Source organism: Neptunitalea lumnitzerae (assembly GCF_027924185.1).
In the GTDB taxonomy this organism is placed as follows: domain Bacteria; phylum Bacteroidota; class Bacteroidia; order Flavobacteriales; family Flavobacteriaceae; genus Neptunitalea; species Neptunitalea lumnitzerae.
Window position 1 is genome coordinate 417,715 of sequence record NZ_BRVO01000003.1, and the last position, 24,536, is coordinate 442,250.

Below are 24,536 nucleotides of genomic sequence, written 5' to 3' on the forward strand. Positions count from 1 at the left end.
TTATAATTGGGTAGAAGAAAACTCCGGCAATAGCCGGAGTTTTTACAATCATACAGTCGCTAATTAACAACTAAAATATATTTAGAAGGTCATATAGCCAATTTTAAAGATGCGCTAAAGTAATAAAAAAGCGCAATACTTATAGTTAACGCTAAAAATTAACATTTAGTATACTAATCTATAAGAGTTTCAGTAAAAATACACTAAATATTACAATTATCAATCACTTTTAATTACAACTATAATACCTCATCCCTTAGTTATTGTCATCCATTAAAAAAACCGCTAATCATGCATAAACAATCATAGCGGTTTGCAACAATCATAAAAATGAAACGGAGTATTATGTTGAGATAAGCCTTGGGGTAATTAATTGTTTCCTATTTTTTCTTTCGCTTTATAGCATCAATTATCACATCTCCCATATCGCCTATTTTCACAAACAATAATAAGGCAGCTATAAAAATTCCTATTCCAAAAGTAAGTACTCCCCAGAAAAAGGTATCTGATGAAGTAATAGGCTTATGCTCTCCCGGAAGATCTAAATACACTATTTTGTGCCACGCACTAGTTTCGCCTTTGTAAGGTTTATAATTTTCTACTATTTTAATTTCTTTAGTACCTGCCGTTTTAAGACTCTCCTCTTTGATATAGGCTATTACATTTTTAATAGCAGTTGCACTTAAGTCTGCATGATCTGGCATTACTATTTGATTATTCTCTTTAAACAAACGTACTGCCGCAGTATCTCCAGATTTTATAACAGCTTGAGAACTATGTACAAAATTCACTATCCAATCAATGGTATGACGTTCATCTACATTTTTCAATGCAGGGCCTACCATTTTTTTAGCTACGCTGTGGCAGGCTGCACATCTTGTATTAAATGTTTTTTTACCTGCCACAACATCATCCTGAGCTACTATAGCCTGAGTCACTAAAAATAAAAATGTTGTGAAAATTATTTGTGTAAGGGATTTATATAATTTCATTGGTTTTAGTTTTTAAGCAATCTTTTTATATCATCAATCAAAAATGCTACATCTGTTTTACTGGTACCATCATAATATCCACGTATATGACGCTCTTGGTCTATTAACACCAACTTCTCGCTATGTATAAAATCTTCTGTACCTCCATTACCACTTGTAGCCACTATATACAAACCTGTTCGGGCAAAACGGTACAAATCCTTTTTAGTTCCTGTAACCAATTGCCACTGGTTTGTATCTATTCCTCTAACCTCAGCATAGTCTTTTAAAATATGCGGAGTATCGTACTCTGGATCTACCGTAAAAGAAACCAACCGTAACTCTTCTTCCCCTTTAAAAGCCTCCTGAACATCATATAAACCCGACATCATTTTAGGACAAATACTAGGACAACTGGTATAGAAATAATTAGCTACCCATACCTTACCTTTCGTAAAGTTGTTAGTAATAAGCAAACTATCCTGATTTATAAACTCATAATCAGGCACTCTATAATCGGTATCTTCAGAAACAATGGCGTAATTCTCTCCAAAAAATGGCAATGGAGCCATATAGCGTTTGTAACCAAAATAAATGGCAAACAATATAGCCGGCACCCCTATGGATAGCGCTATAAATAAGGTTCCTTTTTTAATTGTCTTTTTCATTTTCCAACGGCATTATAGTAGTTTCATCTTTATCAGGAAGATTCTTTATTTCATTTACAGGGCTCGTAGCCTCAAACTTATTTTCCACAGGCGTACTATATGTAAACACATTAATAAGTGAAGGCACGTAAGTTATCAATGTTAACAGAACACTTACCGCAATCCACGGTTTCATATTATGAAGTATCCCTATACGTTTTTCTTCATGTAATTCTTCTGCTTCTGGCAAAACAATTTCAGAAGGTTCCGTTTGCTTACTTAAAGCAGTACCAAAAAATGCTATAAAATAAAGTAGCGCTGCCACCCCCATTAAAATACCACCTACCATAGTAACCGTAGTAGTGGGTACCCAATGGGTATTAAACATTTCACTAGACGGATCTGTATAAGACAACCCTAAGTTGGTACGTCTTGGCTCTCCCATTAATCCACCTGCCATTAAACCATGAGATAACAAAGCCACACCCACCATCCATATATAAGGCACAATAGTTACTACACTCAACATTTTTATGGGTTTACCGGCAACTTTACTGTACATATAAATACTCATTCCTAAAATTACCAAGAGTACTGGCCCGGCAACCGTCATGTGAAAATGCCCCGGAACCCATCCTGTATTATGCACCATTTGATTTAAGGAGTAAGATGCATTTACAATACCTGATAGTCCACCAAAAATGAATAGCAACAACCCACAAATAAAGTAGCCAAACAGATAATTTTTAGATAAAAACCACGGCAAACGCGCCATCCATCCCAACAAGCTCTTAGCTCCATTTTTTCTTCCTGCATATTCTAAAGAAGCCCCTACAGTAAAAGCGGTCATAAAACTAGGTATAGATACACCAAAGGTTAACACAGTTACCCACAGCTTGGTATCTTGCCCTAATACAGGTTCACTAAACTGATGGTGAACCCCCACAGGAGTAGATAAGATTAAGAAGAGCAGAAACGCCAATCGTGCCGCATTACCAGAATATAATTTACCTCCGGCAACCTTTGGCAATACCGTATAAAAGGCAATATAGGCAGGCAATAACCAGAAGTACACCAATGGGTGACCAAACATCCAAAAAAGCATTCGTGTTAGAGGCACATTAATATCGGAAGTCCAACCCGCAGACCAGGGTAATAAAATAACTAACGACTCATAAGCTACGGGTAAACTAGCTACAAACCACATGGTAAAGTTTACAAAAGTACCCAATACAGCAATGGGCATTTTTTTATCGGGGTTCTCCCTTCTCCATTCACGGTACATCACAATCCAACCAAAAAAGGCTACCCAACTCCCCACAATTAGCAAAGAAGTACCTAAATAAAAGAATGGTGAATTTTTTAATGGAGCATAAAACGTATACAAAGCTTGGGCTCTCCCCATTACCATAAGTACAACATCTAACAAACTACCAAACACCATTAAAATAATACTGCCTAAATAAGACCACTTTGGCGGTTGTTTTTTTAAATAATGCCCCATAGTTACATGCCCAAATATAACCGCAAAGAATGTAGTTAATATAATGGCATTAATTACCCCGTGCATAGTTAACCCTTGGTAATAATTAATACCTGCAAAAGAATCTTCATGCAACACCCCTGCCCTATACAAGGTTTGCATAACTCCGTTGTAAGCTCCTAGTATAAATAATGCCATAGGAACAAACAACCCTACTAATATTGTATATTTAAATGTTTTATTATTTTTCATTCTGTAATTACTTATAGTTATAAAGCGCTATTAGTTACCAATACCCTTCCCATCATATTTTGGTGTCCCACACCGCAATACTCATGGCAAACAATTCGGTATTCACCATATTCATCAAACTTCACTGTAGTTTTATTCACCGCACCCGGTACTGCCATAAGGTTTACCCCTTTACGCTCTATATTAAACCCATGTACCACATCTGCTGAGGTTAAATAAAAATCTACCGTACTTCCACGAGGTACAATAATTTCGCCCGGATCAAAATTCCACATACGGGCAGTTACATACACCTCGTAATAATCTTCATCTACTTTACGCACTTCCGACTTTTGAAAAGAGGCATTATAAGGTATACAGGTAGGCACATCTATCTTTCTACTAAAGACATTAAACAAAAGCGCGAAGAAAAACACACCAAGGATAGTACTACTGAGTACTATAACCCTAATCTCATATTTATTCATCTGTAAAAAAGTTTAATGGCGTTCTAACTGAAGATTGTACACACTAAACCACACCATTATGGCTAAAAAAATAAGAATTACAATAAAAGCTATTGTTCCGTAAGGTTTAAAATGCTCATCCAATTCATTAAGATGCTGATCTTTACTTTGCTCCATATTATCAATTGTTTTGGTTTTGTGGAACAAATGTACCAGTGTTACGTAGGGTAATTATTACCCTTTTTACCCCATTAATGTAACTATTTACTTATTCTTAATTTTTTAAACGTTCACGTTTAAAGGTCAATGGTGTAACACCTTCGTACTTTCTAAAAAACCTAGAAAAATAAGAGTTGTCTTTAAAATCTAGTTGATAAGCTATTTCAGATATGGAAAGTTCAGAATTAATAAGTAATCGTTTTGCCTCTAGTAACAAACGGTTTCTGATAAAGGCACCTGCCGACACACCTTTTATTTTTTGACAAAGTGCATTTAAATAATTAGGCGTTACATTCAATAACTCTGCATACTCTTTAGGTAATCGTTTCGTTATATAATGCTTCTCTATTAAACGCTCAAAGTCTTTTAATAAGTAAAACTGAGGCATTCCATCATACAACTGATGTTGGTTTTGAGCCATTTCTCTATCGCATAAGGTAAAAAGTTCTAACAGGTAAATACGTATCAAATCCCAGTGAACCTCCTCTGGTGTTTCTATCTCTCTTATTATTTTCTGAAATATGGAACCTACAAAAGCAGTTGCTTTATCAGTTTTCATTAGGGCATAATCTGTACTACCCATAAAAAACAAGAAGTCTTTTATATAATCTCTTTTTGCTAAAAAGGAACTAAAAAACACCTCGTCAAAATTTACTATAACTCCTTTAGTAGTTTCGTTAAAATCCCATTTATGTATTTGCCCAGGGGAAAGAAAAAACAAATCTCCCGCAGCAATCTGAAAACTCTTAAAATCTATACTATGTACTCCCTCCCCATTTTCAACATAGAGTACTTGATAAAATGAATGCCTATGAGGGGTAGTAGCTTTTTGCTGATAATCTAGAAAAGTTCTTAAATCTAATACCACGCAATCTTGTGGTAAATTTTCAGTATTTAGTAGATTACAAATACTATATACAGGAATTTTAGCGCTCATATCTCCCAACATTTTAATTTCAGCAGACTAAATTACTATATAGATTGCTTTTAGAATGTAACAATCATTACATGTAAAGTATGCCAACAGTAAGAAACAGCACCTATTCTTACAATTAAAAAGGCTTGTGTTACAATGCCTTATTAACAAGGGTACGTTAAAAAATAATCTAGAACATTTCATAAAAAAGAGTACTTTTGCATTTTGGTAAAAACAACAACACAAACTGTTTTTTTATGATAGTTTTCTTCGGAAACCCGGCGCAAAAAATATTTGCAGTTCAAACGAACAAACAATTTTCAGAAACTGATACTGATAAGCTTACATGGTTATTTGGTAATCAACCTGTTGTAAAAGCGGCGTCTATAGACGCTTTTTTTGTTGGGCCTCGTGCAGCAATGATAACTCCATGGAGTACCAATGCGGTAGAGATTACCCAAAACATGGCCATTGAAGGTATTATTAGAATTGAAGAATTTGAAGCAGTAACAGAGGATTTCTCTGATTATGACCCAATGCTTTCTCAAAAGTATAAACAACTAAACCAAGATGTATATACTATAAACATTGAGCCAGAAGCTATTAAAGAAATTAGTGATATTGCAGCGTACAATGAAGCTGAAGGTTTAGCTTTAAGCCAAGAGGAAATTGATTACTTAAATCAACTATCAGAAAAACTAGGTAGAACCCTAACCGATTCTGAAGTATACGGATTTGCTCAAATTAACTCTGAACACTGTAGACACAAAATCTTTAATGGAACTTTTGTAATTGATGGTGAAGAAAAACCAACTTCTCTTTTCAAATTAATTAAAAAGACATCTGAAGAAAACCCAAACGATATTGTTTCTGCATATAAAGATAACGTAGCCTTTATTAAAGGACCAAAAGCGGTACAATTTGCTCCTAACACAGCAGATAAACCAGACTTTTATACAGAAAAAGAATTTCAATCTACCATTTCATTAAAAGCTGAAACACACAACTTCCCTACTACAGTAGAACCTTTTAATGGTGCTGCTACCGGATCGGGAGGAGAAATACGTGACCGTTTAGCTGGTGGACAAGGTTCTTTACCATTAGCAGGTACAGCGGTATACATGACATCATATGCTCGTTTAAGTGAAAATCGTCCTTGGGAAAAAGGAATGAACGAACGTAAATGGTTATACCAAACTCCGTTAGATATTTTAATTAAAGCATCAAACGGTGCATCTGATTTTGGTAACAAATTTGGACAGCCTTTAATTACAGGGTCTTTACTAACTTTTGAGCACGAAGAAGATGCTCGTAAACTTGGTTTTGATAAAGTGATTATGATGGCCGGCGGTGTTGGTTATGGTAAAGAAGAACAAGCTCAAAAACACACTCCAAAAGTAGACGATGATATTGTTATTTTAGGAGGTGAAAATTATAGAATTGGAATGGGTGGTGCTGCAGTTTCTTCTGCAGATACCGGAGAATTTAGTAGCGGTATTGAATTAAATGCAGTACAACGTTCTAACCCTGAAATGCAAAAACGTGCTGCTAATGCGGTACGTGGTATGGTAGAAAGTGACCACAACCCTATTGTGTCTATTCACGATCATGGTGCTGGTGGACACCTAAACTGTTTATCTGAATTGGTAGAAGAAACAGGCGGACACATTAATTTAGATAAATTACCTGTTGGTGACCCTACCCTTTCTGCTAAAGAAATTATTGGTAACGAATCTCAAGAACGTATGGGGTTGGTTATTGGTAAAAAAGATACCGAAACTTTACAACGTATTGCAGACAGAGAACGTTCTCCTATGTATGTAGTTGGACAGGTTACCGGAGACGACCGCTTTACATTTGAATCTGAAACTTCTGGTGCTAAACCTATGGACTTAGCTCTTGAAGATATGTTTGGTAGTTCTCCTAAAACTATAATGAATGATACTAAAGTAGCTAGAAACTACAAAGAGCTTTCTTATACTACTGATAACATACCTACCTACTTAAACCAAATTTTACGTATAGAAGCTGTTGCTTGTAAAGATTGGTTAACTAACAAAGTAGACCGTTGTGTAGGAGGTCGTGTGGCTAAACAACAATGTGCAGGCCCATTACAATTACCACTAAACAATGTTGGGGTAATGGCACTAGACTATAAAGGTAAAGAAGGTATTGCTACCTCTATTGGTCATTCTCCTGTTTCTGCTATTATAGACCCTGTTGCAGGTAGTAGAAATAGTATAGCAGAAGCCTTAACTAACTTGGTATGGGCTCCTATTAAAAATAACATGGCAGGTATTTCATTAAGTGCAAACTGGATGTGGCCATGTAAAAACGAAGGTGAAGATGCACGCTTATATGATGCAGTTCAGGCATGTTCTGAATTTGCTATTGAGTTAGGCATTAACATTCCAACAGGAAAAGATTCACTTTCTATGAAGCAAAAATACCCTAACGAAGAGGTAATTGCTCCGGGAACCGTAATTATTTCAAGTATTGGAAACTGTACTGATATTAATAAAGTAGTAGAACCTGTATTTAAAAAAGAAGGTGGTAAAATTTATTACATCAACCTATCTGGCGATACTTTAAAATTAGGTGGTAGTTCTTTTGCTCAAATAGTAAATGCTATTGGTACCGAAACGCCTACCATACAAAGTGCTGCTAACTTTAAAAACATTTTTAATACAGTACAAGCGCTTATTGAAGCTGATAAAATTACAGCAGGACACGATGTTGCTTCTGGTGGTTTAATTACTACACTTTTAGAAATGTGTTTTGCCAATGTAAATATTGGAGCTACTATAGATTTAACTTCTCTTAATGAAGAAGATACTGTAAAAGCATTGTTTAATGAAAATGCAGGTATTGTATTCCAAGCAGATGCTTCTGTAGAAGAAACACTAACTGAAAATGGTGTAGAATTCTTTACAATTGGTGATGTTGTAGAAGGTGCTTCTATGAAACTAACGAATGGTACTGATACTTTTGAATTTAATATTTCTGAATTAAGAGATACTTGGTTTGAAACTTCGTATTTATTTGATCAGAAACAAACAGCTAACAATGTAGCTACAGCTCGTTTTGATAATTATAAATTTCAACCTTTAGAGTATACTTTCCCAAGTCATTTTACAGGTAAACTTCCTGAAATAAGCACAGGGACTGCAAAACCTAAAGCTGCTATTATACGTGAAAAAGGAAGTAACTCTGAACGTGAAATGGCACACGCTATGTACTTAGCTGGTTTTGATGTGAAAGATGTTCACATGACCGATTTAATTACCGGGCGTGAAACTTTAGAAGACATTCAATTTATAGGTGCTGTAGGTGGCTTTAGTAATTCAGATGTATTAGGTTCTGCTAAAGGTTGGGCTGGTGCATTTATGTATAACGAAAAAGCTAAAACAGCCTTAGAAAATTTCTTTAAAAGAGAAGATACCCTTTCAGTTGGTATATGTAACGGTTGCCAGTTATTTATGGAACTTGAATTAATTAACCCAGAGCACAGCACTCATGGTAAAATGGTTCATAATGATAGCCATAAACACGAAAGTAACTTTACCTCTGTAAAAGTACAGGAAAACAACTCTGTAATGCTTTCTACACTTGCCGGCACTACTTTAGGAGTATGGATTAGCCATGGTGAAGGTAAATTTGATTTACCTGAAAGCGAGGACAATTATAACATTGTTGCTAAGTACGGTTATGAAGGATATCCTGCAAACCCTAACGGATCTGATTTCAACACGGCTATGATGTGTGATAAAACAGGTAGACACTTAGTTACTATGCCACACATTGAGCGTTCTATTTTCCAATGGAACTGGGCATACTATCCTAACGATAGAAAAGATGAGGTTTCTCCTTGGTTAGAAGCTTTCACAAATGCAAGAAAATGGTTAGAGAACAAATAGTTCTGCAACCCTAGATATAAACAAAAAGCCACTCAGTAGAGTGGCTTTTTTTATGGGTATAATTCATGGTATCGTTTCATTACATCATCTACACTTCTAATAGATTTTTGAGCCCAATCTATTTGCTTATCCAAAAGCTCTTCTTCTGAAAGTTTCCAATGGATATCAGATGCTCGTAACTTTTGTGTTACCGTATGTAAAATAATTGCCACACTAACAGATATGTTTAAACTCTCTGTAAAACCTGCCATGGGTATTTTTAAATAACCATCAGCTTTTTTCATTACATTTTCAGACAAGCCTTTACGCTCTGTACCAAAAAAAAAGGCACTTTTTTGTGTAATATCAAAATCATCTAACATACAAGAATCATCATGCGGAGTAGTAGCTATTATTTGGTATCCTGAACTTTTTAAAGTTTCTATACAATCATCTGTATTCTGATAACTATAAGCATCTACCCATTTTTGAGCTCCCATAGCTATATTCTCATCCAAACGTTTACCAAATCTTTCCTCTATCATATGAGCCTCTTGTACTCCAAATACATCGCAACTTCTAATAACAGCACTACTATTATGCATTTGATATAAATCTTCAACTGCTACAGTAAAGTGCTTTGTACGCAATTGTAATATCTCTAAAAATTTCTGATGCCTTTCAGGGGTAATAAAATCTAACAAGTAGTTCAGTAAATGAGCCTTGTTCATATATCATAGTTTTATAAAGTACAAAAGTACTTCTAAAAAATAAGCCCGGCAATGCCGGGCTTATTAGGGAGGGTGTTTAAATAAACTATCTTATAAACTATAAGTAGCTTTTAAAAATGTAGGTAAGCTAACAAGCTCTCTTCCTAATAAATCTTTTAACTCATTGGTTGGTCCATCAAATTCTCCAGCAGCAATACCCTGGCTAAATCCAACAGTAACATCAATAGCTCCTTGTGGCACACCAAAACCAGCAAGTGCTTGTTTATATTCTTCTATTTCAGGGCTTACATAACTAATTTCTTTACCAGATAATTCAGTTAATACTTTCGCTACATCTTCCATACCTAAAGAAAGTTGTCCACCAAACTCGTATTCTTTATTTTCATGACCATCTGAAGCCAAAATTGCAGCACCACCTTCTGCCATATCTGCTCTAGAAGCAAAAGAAACTTTACCATCTTTAGCAGGTAAATAAACAGTACCAGAAGACACTACATTTTCACCTAAGAATAAAGGTAATACCTCTAAATATAAGGCATGTTTTAAAATGGTATAATTTAAACCAGAAGCTTTTAATAACTCTTCAGTACCTATGTGAGACTCTGCTACAAAACCAATAATAGAATCTTTTTTATCTGTTGCTCTCTGGAAACTTGTATAAACTACCAACCCAACACCTGCTTCTTTAGCAGCATTTACAACATTCTCATGTTGTTTCATACGGTTAGCAATATCAGAACCTGATACAAAGTATAATTTATCTACTCCTTTAAACGCAGCTACTAAAGAATCGTAGTTATCATAATCACCTTGAACTACTTTAATTCCTTTTTCTTCTAAGTCTGCTACTTTTGCTTTATCTCTTGTTAAAACTGCAATTTCTGAAGCTTCAACTCTATTTAACAATTCATTTGCTACGGCTCTTCCTAAGTTACCGCTAGCACCTGTTACTAATATCATAATACAATTTTTTTAATTAATTTAATATATTTAATTACTTTTGGTAAGTCAAACTTATAAAGTTAGTATACAATACACAAGAAGGCACTTTTACGTTAGACACTTACCAAAAGGTTAGTATTACTGATTTAAAGCATTTTACAATGAAGAAGGAAATAAATTTTTATGATACTGTTAACTGTCCGGTACGAAATGTACTAGATAAAATAGGCGATAAATGGTCTTTATTAGTACTTATGGTACTAGACCATAACGAAGTATTACGCTTTAATGAAATTCATAAAAGCATTGGAGACATATCGCAAAAAATGCTCTCTGTAACTTTAAAATCATTAGAGGCTGATGGTTTTGTAAGTAGAAAAGTATATGCTCAAATTCCTCCTAAGGTAGAGTATAGCATTACCCCACTTGGCAAAAGTTTATTACCACATATAGATGCTTTAGCAACTTGGTCTAGCCAACACATGAGTACCATTATGCAAAATAGAGCTAGCTACACAAATGCTCAAAACTAAGTGCATTAAGAAATCTGCTCCTAGTACAAATTACTTAATGCAACCATAGTTAAGATTTAGAAAAGCTTTGTAACAAAGCCAAAGCATTGATGGCACCAAAACCGGTTTTATTTTTAGTATTACCATTTAGCACCTTGTAGGGTGTACAATGTTTAAACAAATACTGCCTTAAAGCATAAATATTAATCGTAGGATGGCTTTCTAAAACTTTTACTGCTAAAGACGCTACATAGGGCGCTGCCATACTAGAACCACTTTTAGCGGTTAATCTGCCAGAAGCTCTGTTTTCAAACCTTGAAGCCGATTTAGAAGCCATTATTTTTGAGCCTGGTGCTACAACCTCTGGTTTCATACGGCCATCTGAGGTGGGGCCTGCACTACTAAAAGAAAGTGGATTTTTATAAGCTGAGCGCTGATCGTATGCCCCTACCGTAATTACCAAAGGTGCATTGCAAATAGAGCCAGTGGTTCCATTAGTATCTATTTGACTTTTATTAAAATGAGACTGACCACGATCATCTCTCTCAATATAGGCATGATACACCCCATTTTTTACCTTGCTACCAATAATATGCACATACAATTTTGAAGTGATGGGCCTACCTGTTAAAATAATATTGATATGATTTTTTAATGTATTAGGTTCTCTTTTTCTGTGAAATATCACTGCATCTACCGTTTCATCTACATTAAAAACCATATCTTTAAAAGCAGGCATTTTTTTCACTAATTGGTACGCTTCATCATAAATTTCAATCGTAAATTCATCATCTCCCTCATACCATATTTCCATTTCGTTAGGCGTTTTATCCTTATTTTTAAATATCCACTCTAAGGTTTTTACCTCATCTTGAATCAGCTTACCAGAATGGTGACAATTAGCATTAAAATAATTACCTGTACTTTGCACTATAACCAGTCCAGGGCGTTTTTTCAAAGCATTATTCAAAGCACGCTCTACCAAGGTTTGTCCGGAATGTGCATCTCCGTGCCCGCCCAAGCTCATATTTATCACACAAGGCCTATCTCCTGCCTGTTTCAAGATAAAATCAATACCTTCTATAAGCTTTACAGAGTCACCTAAAGACAAATCGGAACCATTTACATAATTGGCACCCATATCTACTGCTATAATAGCACTATCTCCTGCATACCCTTTTCTACCGACTTTGCCAGAACTTGCTGCTATTCCTAAAACGTGTGTACCATGCATACCACGACCAGAAAAATCGGCCACTCCCGGATGATACTTTGCCACCTTAAACGGATGTTTTGTAGCATTTGCTGCATTTAACACCTCAGCATCTATAATTTTCCCATATCCGTAGGCATTCTCTTCATCACTTTTCAACGCCTGAACCCAAATTTTTTCAAAACGTGTATTGCCTTTAGCATCTGTAAAATTCGGATGTGTAAAATCAAATCCAAAATCAATAATACCAAATACCACATTGCTCTTTTGGGATTGAGCTGTTCCTTTTTCCCTTAACGATTCTACCAATTCTACATCGTCAAAATCTGTATTTTCAATAGCTGTATTTACCGGAATTACCTGTGGTGCCTTTAAACTAAAGGTTGCATCATCTGTATATACCATTAACAAATGCTTACGCAGAATTCTGCAACTAATAATATCTTTAAATCTACTAACTACTTTTACATATTTAGGCACAACATCAGGATTTCTAAGACGCAACAACAAATGTAGCTCTTCATTAGGGTTACCTTGAATGGTTAGTTTTAATTTAGGATCCATAGTTCAATTTTTAAAGTTTAAAAAGATTATAGGAGCCCTTAAAAGTTAAGACTCCCATAATCACAACATCCCAACTTTATTTATTCATCATCACCAACATTAATGGTAATAATGTATTATTAGTATCTGAGCTACCAGAGTTGTTTTGAGACATTAACAACACCAAAGGCAACATCATATCAGAGCTAGAAGACTTACCAGACTTAGCATCTCCCATAGTAGTAAGCATAGGCAATAACAAACTCATAGTTTGGTCATAAGTAACCGTTTGGTTATCTGCTGTTTCTTTAATTACTAAAGTTTCGCCTTGCTCTGTTTTAGTTCTGTCTATAGTCAAATTCTCTTCGTTAAACTTTGGTTTGTTCAATAGCGTACCCATCATATTCATGGTTTGCATATTCTTTAAAACCTTGGTTTGGTTAGCATCTTTTCTCGCCAAATCCTTTACAAAGTCGTTATACTTGCCATCTAACGATTTTAAAGCCTTACCATTCACCAAAGCACTTTTTTTAACAGCATTAACCGCTTTAGAAATAGCATCTAAAGACTTTTTAAGTTCAGCCTTTTTTACATAGGAAGTATTTCCAGAAGAAACACCTTTACCAAAGTTAGAACGTGTTTTTGCTGAACGTGGATACTTAGGACTAATTCTACCTCTTCTTCTTCGGCGAGACCTTCTTCGTCTTTCAGCAAAATCTTCTCCATAATCTTCAAACGGATCATCGTCAAAATCTTCATCAAGTAAGTCCTCATCAAGATCTAATAAATCATCGTCTAAAAGGTCTTCAATCAAAAAGTCGTCTTCGTAATAATTTTCTATCGTGTACATAATTCTTGTTTTTTTTGTTTATTGATAATTCATGTTAAAAGTACGTATGGCTGGTATCACATATTCCAGAAACAAATCGTAATCAGGAGTATAAAACCCTGGAACCCCTTCCCCCGAACAAGTGTCACAATCTTCATTGTCTCCACCGCAATCAGGGCAAGCACCTAATGCCCTTAAAAGCTCTTCATTGAAAGACCGCTCATTTGCCACCATCCCTTCTAACCGCTTAATCTTTTTTATTAATACAGGTTTAGCAGGCAACAAATCAGCTCGCTTATCAGCAATCACTGTTAATTCATCATCAGGAACATCAATGGAATCATTTTCAAGGGTATCTACCTCCTCTTCTTGTAATTGATTCCATTGTTCTATCATGGTTATATAAGGCTCTAGCTCCGGATTTTTCTGTCTTAGAAATGTCATTAAAGGATCCATACGTTTAAGCTATTTTGGGTTAGAAACTTTCTATATAGCTTTCAATTCGCTCTACTCTATCCTCAGGATAATTAGCAATTAATTCTCCGTACTGATCTACAGAGTATTCTCCATCGGTAATAATATTATTACCATAATACTCACTTAAAATACCCTCTGTTAAGTAGTTAATAGCCTCTACTTTATTGATGTAGTCAAAATCACTTTCCGATAATGATTCTGGAAAGTTATCGGCATAAGCATTTCTAATTAAAGCAGCCTCAAATACGGGGTCGTTAAAAAACTCGGTTAAAACAGACTCATTAGACTTTCCGTACTTCATAGGTTGTACCGGATGTTTAGCAGCATATTCATTACCTGCCACTATCATATGTCTACCCACATTTTTTGCAGTAGTTTTTGTTTGGTTCCAAGCCCTTCTAAGCGCAGGGTCTACGTATCTCTTACGTCTTACCCTACGTTTAGGAGTAGATTTAAAATTAGGCATTCTGTCCAGTGCTCTAGATCCGGCCCCAGCTAAGTTACCAGCCAAACCACCTACCATACCACCTAATTGTGGTACACCATACATAGCACCTACCGCAGTACCCACCATTGGAGCTGCTTTAGAAACCATTTTTAAAGCTCCACTACCTACTTTTTTGGCAACATTCCCTAAGTTACTCCAAAAACTTTCTGCCTCTTCAGGCGTCATGGTACTTACACGTTCTATTAAAAAGCTTTCGATTTCTTCTTGAGAAGCTCCTCCTATTTCTGGTTGAAATACATATTCGGCAGCTGCATAAAAATCTTCTTCGCTAAACGATTCTCCGTGATAAACTTCTTGATACAAGCTCATAGTAATAATTTTTTTGTGATTAATTGATTCTATTTCTATTTCCTTTTGCGCAATTCGGATGAGACAAATTTCAAAAATCAACACACACAAAAACAGCGTAGAACAACCCATTTTGCAATGGCTTTTAAACCTTAAAAACAGTTCCTAAAAAGCCTGAACAACATGATTATTCTTCCCCTAAACTGCTACTAGAAAACATGTAATGCAAAGGGGATTTTTCCCCTTTTTCATCAAGGAAAACCTCAGTAACCTAAACACACAAACAACTAACAAACAGCATATTACATTAAAACACTCTACTAAACTCATTACATACAGGTATAAAAAAGAGCACTTTTATTTATAGCTTTGTTATAAACAAAAAGTCCTAACGTTATGAAAAAAAGAGATATTATTTATGGTATTATTATCTTGGTACTTATTGGTGTAATAGTGAAGCTTTATAAAAGTAGTTATAGCATACCAATAAACAGCCAAGCGCTAGAAGAACATTTAATTACAGAGAAAAACGCAGCTAATTATGCTAAAAACTACACCACTGTTCAAAAACGAATATTGGAAAGCTCTTTGTCTAAATTATACCACGATACCAATTACCAAGAAACCGAATTTGTATGGTATTCTTTAGAAAGCATAAAATCTTATATAGGATTATTAGAACGCCTGCAAGAAAAAAATCCGGAAGCCACTATAAGTGGTATTCGCTTTTATCTTATGTCATATCCTCTTAATGCTGATACGGCTGCCAAAGGACAACAAAGTATTTTTATGGTACCTACCGTAGCCCAGCCTATTAAGGATAATTCATATATAGCCTTAAATCATTTACCAGTAACTGTAACCTCTAAAAACAATCCTGAGTTAAAAATTATAGAAACCCTGACCGAGAATTATAGAAAAAAAGAACGCATTAAAAGTTTCTATGAGGGTAGAAAAACTACTCATCAGGCGTCTTTTTTTAATTACAATCTATTTGCTTTAAATACCATGGAAACTGAAGAAACAGCTGTTACCAGTACTATTTTTAATGAAGGAGAAGCATTCCCTCCTCCAAGAAATGATTAATTTATGGAAATTGACACGTACAGTATTATCATAAGAAAATCTATAAAGTATATAGAACTGGCCACTGCCATAGTGGCCTTGTTCCATTACTATAAATACAAAGGTACTTTTATCACCTATTTTGTGACTTTGCTATGTGTTACTGTGGTTATAGAATTTACTGGTTTGTACATGAAAGTTATGGGATACACCAGTAACTTTATTCTGTACAACATATATCATCTTATCAATTTTACTGTACTTCTGCTACTCTTTAAAAACTGTATTAAAAATACTAGTTATCAAAAAATCGTTATTGGTTTATTGGTTATATTTCTCATTATTTACAGTATAAATATGTTAGTAGAAAATTACTTTAACCAACTAATTACCTTTCCATTTATATGTGGCAGTACCTTTGTTATCATGGCAATTATACTGTATTACTTAGAGCTACTATCTACCAATAAGGTACTCTACGTAAAACGTAATTTAGTATTTTGGGTTAGCGTAGGACTCTTGCTTTATTTTGCCGGTAAAATACCCATGCGAATAGTTAGAAATTATTGGTTTGAAATTGTTGATTACCAAATCATATTTTTTACCGAATCCTTACTTAGTATAATTATGAATCTTTTCTTTTTAATTGCCTTTATATGGAGCGAGAAACGTTATCTATACTAATATCTGTTATTACCATAGTTACCTTAGTGATTACCATGGTATTACTTTTTCTTTTATTTCAGGGGAAAAAGAACAAACTTTTGTTAGAACAAAAAGAGAGCGAAAAAAACTTTGAACAAGAATTAGCCAACGCCCAAATAGAAGTACACGAAGAAACATTAAGAAATATTAGCTGGGAGCTCCATGATAATATTGGACAACTAATAACCCTGGCTAAAATACAAATGCAAAATAAAGGCCTATCAAATGAAGTAAAAAACACCCTAGACCAAGCACTTCAGGAGGTTAGAACATTATCTAAAGGGTTAAACTCTGAAGCAATCAAGCACCTAAATTTAATTGAGTCTATTAACCAAGAAATCAACAGGTTTAATAGATTGAATTACATAGCTGCTTCGTTAGAAGTTTCAGGTGATTATAAAGACATCCCTAAGAATGACAAACTAATTCTGTTTAGAATATTACAGGAATTCTTTTCTAATACTATTAAACACGCAGGAGCTTCAGAACTCATAGTAACCTTAGAATACACCCCACAGACGATTATCATAAATGTTTCTGATAATGGATGTGGTTTTGACAGTTCTAAGCTAAAACCAAACGGAATAGGACTCCTAAATATGAAAAACCGAGCCAACTTACTAAAAGCTGACTTCAACTTAACATCTACCCCAAACAAAGGCACTCAATTACTCATTACTTATAGGTATTCTTAATTGTTGAGATGGCTTTTATGAAGAACTTTTAGTAACTTAACATCACATGCAAATAGTTCACCCTCTTTTAACGCTTAATCCATTAGAAATTAATTGTAAATACAAAAAAAGTGAAAAAGAATACAGTTGTAATTGTAGAAGATCATTTACTACTATCACAAGCTATTGCAGAACTGGTAAATTCATTCTCTGAATTTGAAGTTTCCTACTTGTGTAAAAATGGAGATGATTTTTTGAAAACATTGAAAGGGAAAAAAGAACAGCCAGACATTGTGCTAATGGACATTAACATGCCTATTTTAAACGGAATAGAAACCTGTAAAATTTTAAAAGATAAATATCCTAGTATTAGAGTGGTTGCACTGTCTGTAGAAAATGACGAACCGACCATTATAGAAATGCTAAAAGCCGGAGCCAAAGGCTATTTACTTAAAGATATTGAAAAGAATGATTTAGAAATGGCACTTACGCAACTTATACAATATGGTTACTACCATACCAAAGAAGTTTCAGATATATTAATTGGCTCTTTAACCAATGAATTGAAATGCCAACAAATAGAACTTAAAGAAAGAGAAAAAGAGTTTTTAAAACTTGCCTGCTCAGAACTTACGTATAAAGAAATTGCTTCTAAAATGTTTTTAAGTCCTAAAACTATAGACGGATACAGAGATACCCTTTTCCAAAAATTACATGTGAAAAATAGAATTGGGTTAGTTTTGTATGCTATTAAAAACAACATTATCAATTTAGAATCGTAACCCCTTAAATTGAATTATTGTTTATAAATGCTAAGAATTTAGGTTTATACTGCTCAGATACCGTAATACGTTGGTTGTTAATTATAATTTGGCTACGCTCAATAACATCTATATTTTTTAAAGATACTATAAACGATCTGTGTACTCTCATAAAATCGGTTTCTGGAAGTTCTTCTTCCAATGATTTTAAACTCATTAAAGTTAACACAGGTTTAGAGGTGCCTTTAAGCCAAATTTTTATATAATCTTTTAGCCCTTCAAAATAAAGTACCTCCTCCAGCTTAATTCTAAGTTGTTTATATTCTGACTTAACAAATAAAAACTCTTTACCAGAAACTACATTGGGCTGTTTCTCTTTTTTATTTTTTCTCACCAAAGAAAACCATTCCTTTGCCTTATTGGCAGCACCCAAAAACTCGGCATAATCAAAAGGCTTTAGCAAATAGTCTAATGCATCTACCTTAAACCCCTCTATAGCGTATTGATCAAACGCTGTTGTAAAAATTACGCGCGTATGTTTTGGTACCATTTTAGAAAAAGCTATTCCAGTTAAATCGGGCATTTGAATATCTAAAAAAAGTAAATCTACTTTTTCTTCGCTCAAGTACTCCATAGCCTCTATGGCGCTACTACATTTTTTCTTCAATAATAAAAATGGCGTTTTCTCAACGTAACTTTCTACCAGATTAAGTGCCATTGGCTCATCATCTACAACTACACAACTTATTTGAAACTTTTCCATAGACTATGCTAAATTTATGCTCAATGTAGAGATATAAATGGTATCTACCACTTCAAAATTAAACTCATGCTTTTTAGGATACAATAAATCTAACCGCTTTTTTAAATTTTCTAATCCTATCCCAGATCCACTTTTATCCTTTACATTCTTAGGATAATTAAAGTTTTTTGATGTAAAAGTCAAATTATCTTCCACCAATTTCATCTCAAACTCTATAAAACACTCCTGACTAGCAGAAACTCCATGCTTAAATGCGTTCTCCACTAAAGAAATAAAAAGCAATGGGGAAATTAAAATAGATTGTACATGATCCGGAAATTGATAGTTTACTTTAGTTTTATCTGTCAATCTCAATTTCATTAATTCAATATACTTTTCCATAAAGTCTATTTCTTTCTCTAAAGGAACCTTCTCCGTATTTGTTTCATACAACAAATACCTCATCAACTTACTTAGACTATGAATAGTAGATTTAGCCTGTTCCGGAGAAATATCTACCAACGAATAAATATTGTTTAACGAATTAAAAAAGAAATGAGGTTGTAACTGATATTTCAAATGTTGTAACTCCGACTCTAATTTTATGTTTTCCGCTTCCTTTCGAGCAGCTTCGGTTTTAATCCATCGTTCTGTAATTTTTAATGCTAAGGCAAATAGGATAGGTATTAAAAATGAAAGTATCTGCACATAAATAAATAGAGAAACCGGCGGACCATCATCACCTTTCGGTGCCTTTGGAAAAACATGTTGAAAAAACAGTTCGTTCAATGTTTCTCTAAACCAAACACACGAAGCAATTAATACTATGTTTACAACAATAAATAGAACAATCTTTTTCTTATTAAAAACAAAGGCATTAATTAGGTAGAGGTAATTTACATAAAAGATAAGCGCATACATTGCAAGCGGAACCCAAGAATGGGCCACCACTCTAATAACAGCCTGTTCTTGGCTACCTGATGAAAGAAGGTATGGAAAGCTAAAAAGTACAATCCATACCAACACATGAAACAATAATGTTATATTTTTACTTTTATAGGTAAACATATTATTCGTATCTCAAAGCATTAATAGGGTCTAGTGCCGCCGCTTTTCTTGCTGGGTACCACCCAAAAAATATACCTGTTACGGCACATACCGCAAACGAAACTATAATAGAATAACTGGTAACACTTGTAGGCCAATTTAAGACATTTTCTATAAAAACGGTAGATGCTAGCCCTAAAAGTACTCCTAACAAACCTCCTGTAATGCTTATCAAAATTGCCTCTATTAGAAACTGCAGTAAAATATCGCGTCCCATTCCCCCTACTGCCATACGTAACCCTATCTCTCGGGTTCTTTCCTTTACAGAAACATACATAATATTCATTATTCCAATACCTCCTATAAGTAGTGATATACTTGCTATGGCTACTAATAAAACCGTAAGCATTTCGTTAGTAGAACTGAACATAGAAATTAATTCTTCCATAGAAAACACATTAAAATCATCACTATCATGAGCTGTAATGTTGTGTTGTTTTCTTAAAATTTCACTTACCTGCTCTACTGCTGCATCTGCCTTTTCTTCACTCACCGCCGATGCCACAATAGACTGTAAATAATCAATTGCTAAAATACGTTTCTGCACCGCCGTATAAGGAGCCAAAATAATATCGTCTTGGTCTTGCCCAAAAGTATTCTCACCCTTTTCGCCTAATACTCCAATAATTTTAAATGGTGTATTATCAAATCGAATCATTTTTCCTACCGGGTCTTCATTAGGAAATAGATTCTCTACAATCGTTTGACCAATCACAGCTACCTTTGCAAACGAGTTTACCTCACTCTGTGTAAACATACTTCCGTTTACTATATCTAATTTTTTAATTTCTATGTATGATGGTGACACCCCATAAATAGAAGTTGGCCAGTTATTTGCCCCATAAATTACTTGCCCGCTACCTGATACTTGAGGCGAAACATTTGTTATAAGTGACGCCTCTGTTTTAAGCGCATTGTAATCCTCTAATTTTAAAGATTGCATTTCGCTGGCATCTAATCGTACTCCTCCTCGCATATCTGCTCCTGGTCTAATATTAATCATGTTAGACCCCATACTAGAAATTTGAGTTCTAATACTTTGTTTAGAACCTTCTCCTATAGCCAACATAGCTATTACAGAGGCTACCCCTATAATAATACCCAACATGGTAAGTAAGGTTCTTACTTTGTTTAGCAAGATAGCCTTCCAAGCGGTTTTTAATAAATTTAATATTCTCATATCAATCTTCTTTTGGAAGCGCTGCTAAGGCTGCTGCTGCATCCTGAACGTCATTGTTAAATTCATCTTTTATAATAGCGCCGTCTTTTAGTATAATGGTTCTACTACTAAACTCAGCTATATCTGGCTCATGTGTTACAAACACAATAGTTTTTCCTTTATGGTTCAACTCTTGAAATAGCGCCATTATTTCATAAGAGGTGCGTGTATCCAGGTTTCCTGTAGCCTCATCTGCTAATATTACTACGGGGTCATTTACCAACGATCTGGCTATAGCTACCCGTTGCTGTTGTCCTCCTGATAATTGTGCCGGAGTATGATCTAAACGCTGTCCCAACCCTACTAGGTTTAGTGCATCTACTGCTCTTTTGTGCCTTTCTTCTGTACTTACTTTATTGTTATAAATTAAAGGTAACTCTGCATTCTCAATAGAGGTTGTACGCGGTAACAAGTTATACGCCTGAAAAATGAATCCTATTTTTTCATTTCTAATTTTTGCCAGTTCATTTCTAGAAAGCTTCTTTACCAATACACCATCAATCTCATAAGTACCACTACTAGGTTGGTCTAAGCAACCAAGTATATTTAACATTGTACTTTTACCAGATCCGCTAGACCCCATTATGGTTACAAACTCTCCTTCATGTATGGTAAATGAGATTCCTTTTAAGGCATGTACCGTCTCATCTCCCATGGTGAACTCTCTTTTCAGATCCTGAATCTTAATAATTTCTTTTTTCATGATCTTTTAATTTTATTCGTTCTCCTTTTCTTTATCCTTATCTTTTCCTGGTGGTTTAGGCATAAATGGGCTCTCAGTACTTCCTGAAGTTGTTACCTCTTTTGATGCTTCTAAGTTATACACCAACAAGTCTCCTTCGTTCAATCCGCTTTTCACTTGAATATTTACACCATCACTCTCGCCTAGCACTACTTTTTGCGGAACAATTTTTTTATTTTCCAATTTCCAAACAACACTTTCTTTCCCAGAAACTTGCGGTGTTTGAACTGGTTGCGGATTCTCTATTCCTTCTTGTTGCTCATAAGCCGTAACTAAACTCATATCGGGCGTAAAGTTTGCTGCCTTCGCCTCTATCGTTAATTCATTATCTAGCTCAAGAGTATAAATGTATACGGTGGCGGTTAAACCTGGTTTTAGTTTTAGGTCAGGGTTCTCTGCCTCAATTACCACCGTATACGTAATCACATTCGAATCTTCAGTATAGGCAAGACGTACTTGCGTTACCTCACCTTCAAACTCAACACCTTGATAGGCATCTACAGTAAAGGTTACTCGCTGGCCTTCTTTCACTTCTCCTATATCAGCTTCATCAACATCGGCCTCCACCTGCATTTGCTTTAAGTCTTTTGCTATAGTGAACAATGTAGGTGTTTCGTAACTTGCTGCCACCGTCTGTCCTTCATCTACCTCTCTGGAAAGTACTACACCATCAATGGGGGAATAAATTTCTGCATAACTCAAATTTGTTTGCGCCTCCTGAAGATCCGAATATCTTTGTTCTACCGTATTTTTTGCCGTTTTTAAATTGTACAACGCCTCATCATAATCGGCTTTACTAATTACTTTATTGTTATATAAAGATTCCTGACGATCAAAAATAGTTTGTAAATAATCTCTATCATTTACCGCACTATTGTAGCTTGCTTTTGCCTGAGATAAAGACGCTAGCAAATTGGTTTTATCTATTTCTGCCAACAAGTCGCCTTTCTTAACCACACTATTATAATCTGCATACAATTTATCTACTTTACCAGATACCTGTGTACCCACCTCAACCTCTGTTAAGGGTTCTACAGTTCCGGTAGCGGTTACCATCTTCACCACTTTACCTTTGGCCACCTTAAGGGTATCTGCTGTAATTACAGTAGCTTGTTTTCTTCCCCATATAAAGTAAGCCCCTGCTCCTGCTACAAGTAGCACTACAAGTACAATTGCTATATTTTTATTCTTTTTTTTCATTTTCTTAAAGTTTTATTTCTTGTCCCTGATAAAAGTTTAGTAACTGCGTATACAGTATGTTTAGGTATTTTGCCTGTAAATAGTTTTGTTGTGCATTAGTATATGTATTTTGGCTTACCACTAAATCTGTAGTATTTAAAGCGCCCAAATCATACTTCTTTTGAGCCAATTTATAGGACTCCTCCGCAGCATCACTTGCGGTTTTAGCTGCCGATAATTGTTCTTGCGATGACAACGCATTTTGATAGGCTGTTTCTATTTTTTGATAAATTTCTTTTTGAACTGTTTGTTGTTGTAATTGCGATTGCTCAATAGCTATTTTAGCTTTCTGAACAGCTGCTTTTGTTTGGTTTCCGTTGAATATAGGAATGGATAATGATAACCCTACACGCTGGTTAAAGTTTACATTTAACTGGTCTTGAAAAGTAAGATCTTGCGTAGAGGTATAACCAGACCCTACACTACCTGATAATGATAATGTTGGTAAGTAATCTCCTTTAGCTATATCTAAATCTTTTTCTGAAACCTCCACCCCTAATTTTGCTGCTTGAAACTCTGGTAAATACCCAAGAGCAGTTTCATACACAGATAACTTCTGAGGTAACAACTCTGGCTCATAGTTATCGGTTTCAGGGGTTACTACATCAAACTCTTCTAAAGGAGATAATTCTAATAACTGCTTTAAGGTTAAAATGTAGGTTGCATAATTATTCTTGGCATCAATAACATTATACCTATTTGTAGCTTCTTGAGATAAAGCATCGGTATAGTCTTGCATAGCAATACTACCAGCATCTAACCTAGCCTTAGCTGTTGCTGCTTCTTTAGCAGATGCTTCTAAGTTTTTTTGCGCTATTAAAATTCCTTCTTTAGCATATAACGCTTGTAAATACGCTTCGGTAACACTCAGTACTACATTATTTTTAGCTTCTTCAACGTAGAAAGAATTTTGGTCTACCAATAACTTATTTTGCTTAATGGTATTATTTAACTGACTCCCCTGAAATAACGTAACAGAAGTATTTAACCCTAAGCTTGTAGAGTGAATTTGAGAGTTTACATAATCACTGGTAATAGGGTCAATAGACTGACCATTGGTAAAACTTTGAGAAGCACTACCTGATAAACTCGGTAGTCTGGAAGTTTTAGACTGACTATAGGTTACATCGGCAGATTCTTTGGTAAATAGCGCATCTTTTACTGTTATATTATTTTCTACAGCATACGCCAAACATGCTTCCAATGTCCATACCTTTTCAGCACCTTCCAATGTTTCTGTATCTTGAGCCCCTGCCCAACAGAATACAAATAGTAATAGTATGGAAAAATATGTTTTCATTCTTGATATGTGTTTTAATTTCACATATCAAAATTGCATCACATTATCCTATATATAAAAGACAATAGAAGTTTGAGGAATTTCTATCTACGAATACTACCTTCTGTTC

General features: G+C 34.9%; 24 protein-coding genes. 6 read left to right on the plus strand and 18 right to left on the minus strand.

Annotation, left to right across the window (positions count from 1 at the left end):
- Positions 1-380: 380 nt before the first annotated feature.
- From Y10_RS14240 to Y10_RS14265, 6 genes are all read right to left on the minus strand, one after another.
- Complete coding sequence (locus tag Y10_RS14240) at positions 381-992, minus strand: c-type cytochrome (protein ID WP_281766079.1); 612 nt, start codon at positions 990-992, stop codon at positions 381-383.
- A gap of 5 nt (positions 993-997) precedes the next feature.
- Positions 998-1,639: an SCO family protein gene (locus tag Y10_RS14245; protein WP_281766080.1), complete on the minus strand. Its 642-nt coding sequence runs from the start codon at positions 1,637-1,639 to the stop codon at positions 998-1,000.
- Positions 1,623-3,353 (minus strand): cbb3-type cytochrome c oxidase subunit I, encoded by a 1,731-nt coding sequence (locus Y10_RS14250; RefSeq protein WP_281766081.1) that lies wholly within the window; start codon positions 3,351-3,353, stop codon positions 1,623-1,625. The genes Y10_RS14245 and Y10_RS14250 overlap by 17 nt, the downstream gene beginning before the upstream one ends.
- A 17-nt stretch (positions 3,354-3,370) precedes the next feature.
- The gene (locus Y10_RS14255; RefSeq protein WP_281766082.1) at positions 3,371-3,820 is read right to left on the minus strand and encodes a cytochrome c oxidase subunit II; all 450 of its coding nucleotides are present in this window, start codon (positions 3,818-3,820) and stop codon (positions 3,371-3,373) included.
- Positions 3,821-3,832: 12 nt separating this feature from the next.
- A complete protein-coding gene (locus Y10_RS14260) occupies positions 3,833-3,976 on the minus strand; it encodes a cytochrome c oxidase subunit 2A (protein WP_281766083.1) in 144 nt (47 codons plus the stop codon).
- Positions 3,977-4,073: 97 nt separating this feature from the next.
- Entirely contained in the window at positions 4,074-4,955 is an 882-nt protein-coding gene (locus Y10_RS14265; protein WP_281766084.1) for a helix-turn-helix domain-containing protein, read from the minus strand.
- A 236-nt stretch (positions 4,956-5,191) separates the two neighbouring features.
- On the opposite strand from Y10_RS14265, the gene purL reads away from it, so the two are divergent.
- A complete protein-coding gene (gene purL / locus Y10_RS14270) occupies positions 5,192-8,851 on the plus strand; it encodes a phosphoribosylformylglycinamidine synthase (RefSeq protein WP_281766085.1) in 3,660 nt (1,219 codons plus the stop codon).
- A gap of 50 nt (positions 8,852-8,901) precedes the next feature.
- Here purL and Y10_RS14275 read toward each other — a convergent pair whose 3' ends face one another.
- Positions 8,902-9,561: a TrmH family RNA methyltransferase gene (locus Y10_RS14275; protein ID WP_281766086.1), complete on the minus strand. Its 660-nt coding sequence runs from the start codon at positions 9,559-9,561 to the stop codon at positions 8,902-8,904.
- Positions 9,562-9,651: 90 nt separating this feature from the next.
- Entirely contained in the window at positions 9,652-10,521 is an 870-nt protein-coding gene (locus Y10_RS14280) for an SDR family oxidoreductase (protein WP_281766087.1), read from the minus strand.
- Positions 10,522-10,664: 143 nt separating this feature from the next.
- Between Y10_RS14280 and Y10_RS14285 the strand changes: the two genes are divergently transcribed.
- Positions 10,665-11,036 (plus strand): winged helix-turn-helix transcriptional regulator, encoded by a 372-nt coding sequence (locus Y10_RS14285; protein ID WP_281766088.1) that lies wholly within the window; start codon positions 10,665-10,667, stop codon positions 11,034-11,036.
- Positions 11,037-11,085: 49 nt separating this feature from the next.
- Here the strand turns inward: Y10_RS14285 and Y10_RS14290 are convergent, their stop codons facing one another.
- The 4 genes from Y10_RS14290 to Y10_RS14305 form a co-directional block, all read right to left on the minus strand.
- Positions 11,086-12,792: a S8 family serine peptidase gene (locus Y10_RS14290; protein ID WP_281766089.1), complete on the minus strand. Its 1,707-nt coding sequence runs from the start codon at positions 12,790-12,792 to the stop codon at positions 11,086-11,088.
- Between the two features lie 76 nt (positions 12,793-12,868).
- The gene (locus Y10_RS14295; protein ID WP_281766090.1) at positions 12,869-13,621 is read right to left on the minus strand and encodes a hypothetical protein; all 753 of its coding nucleotides are present in this window, start codon (positions 13,619-13,621) and stop codon (positions 12,869-12,871) included.
- Between the two features lie 18 nt (positions 13,622-13,639).
- Positions 13,640-14,056: a hypothetical protein gene (locus tag Y10_RS14300; RefSeq protein ID WP_281766091.1), complete on the minus strand. Its 417-nt coding sequence runs from the start codon at positions 14,054-14,056 to the stop codon at positions 13,640-13,642.
- 19 nt (positions 14,057-14,075) lie between these two features.
- Positions 14,076-14,894 (minus strand): hypothetical protein, encoded by an 819-nt coding sequence (locus tag Y10_RS14305; RefSeq protein ID WP_281766092.1) that lies wholly within the window; start codon positions 14,892-14,894, stop codon positions 14,076-14,078.
- 375 nt (positions 14,895-15,269) lie between these two features.
- Here Y10_RS14305 and Y10_RS14310 point away from each other — a divergent pair, with 375 nt between their 5' ends.
- From Y10_RS14310 to Y10_RS14325, 4 genes are all read left to right on the plus strand, one after another.
- The gene (locus Y10_RS14310; RefSeq protein WP_281766093.1) at positions 15,270-15,959 is read left to right on the plus strand and encodes a hypothetical protein; all 690 of its coding nucleotides are present in this window, start codon (positions 15,270-15,272) and stop codon (positions 15,957-15,959) included.
- Positions 15,960-15,962: 3 nt separating this feature from the next.
- Complete coding sequence (locus Y10_RS14315) at positions 15,963-16,622, plus strand: hypothetical protein (protein ID WP_281766094.1); 660 nt, start codon at positions 15,963-15,965, stop codon at positions 16,620-16,622.
- Positions 16,595-17,338, plus strand: a complete 744-nt coding sequence (locus tag Y10_RS14320) for a sensor histidine kinase (RefSeq protein ID WP_281766095.1) — start codon at positions 16,595-16,597, stop codon at positions 17,336-17,338. The genes Y10_RS14315 and Y10_RS14320 overlap by 28 nt, the downstream gene beginning before the upstream one ends.
- A 110-nt stretch (positions 17,339-17,448) precedes the next feature.
- Positions 17,449-18,099 carry a response regulator transcription factor gene (locus tag Y10_RS14325; RefSeq protein ID WP_281766096.1) on the plus strand — a complete coding sequence of 217 codons (651 nt, stop codon included), beginning with the start codon at positions 17,449-17,451 and terminating at the stop codon, positions 18,097-18,099.
- A 4-nt stretch (positions 18,100-18,103) separates the two neighbouring features.
- Here the strand turns inward: Y10_RS14325 and Y10_RS14330 are convergent, their stop codons facing one another.
- The 6 genes from Y10_RS14330 to Y10_RS14355 are packed head-to-tail and all read right to left on the minus strand — an operon-like array spanning position 18,104 to position 24,427.
- Positions 18,104-18,841: a LytR/AlgR family response regulator transcription factor gene (locus Y10_RS14330; RefSeq protein WP_281766097.1), complete on the minus strand. Its 738-nt coding sequence runs from the start codon at positions 18,839-18,841 to the stop codon at positions 18,104-18,106.
- Positions 18,842-18,844: 3 nt separating this feature from the next.
- Positions 18,845-19,888: a sensor histidine kinase gene (locus Y10_RS14335; RefSeq protein WP_281766098.1), complete on the minus strand. Its 1,044-nt coding sequence runs from the start codon at positions 19,886-19,888 to the stop codon at positions 18,845-18,847.
- A gap of 1 nt (position 19,889) precedes the next feature.
- The gene (locus Y10_RS14340; protein WP_281766099.1) at positions 19,890-21,107 is read right to left on the minus strand and encodes an ABC transporter permease; all 1,218 of its coding nucleotides are present in this window, start codon (positions 21,105-21,107) and stop codon (positions 19,890-19,892) included.
- A 1-nt stretch (position 21,108) separates the two neighbouring features.
- A complete protein-coding gene (locus tag Y10_RS14345; RefSeq protein ID WP_281766100.1) occupies positions 21,109-21,849 on the minus strand; it encodes an ABC transporter ATP-binding protein in 741 nt (246 codons plus the stop codon).
- 12 nt (positions 21,850-21,861) lie between these two features.
- The gene (locus tag Y10_RS14350) at positions 21,862-23,088 is read right to left on the minus strand and encodes an efflux RND transporter periplasmic adaptor subunit (RefSeq protein WP_281766101.1); all 1,227 of its coding nucleotides are present in this window, start codon (positions 23,086-23,088) and stop codon (positions 21,862-21,864) included.
- A 4-nt stretch (positions 23,089-23,092) separates the two neighbouring features.
- Entirely contained in the window at positions 23,093-24,427 is a 1,335-nt protein-coding gene (locus Y10_RS14355; RefSeq protein ID WP_281766102.1) for a TolC family protein, read from the minus strand.
- Between the last annotated feature and the right edge of the window lie 109 nt (positions 24,428-24,536).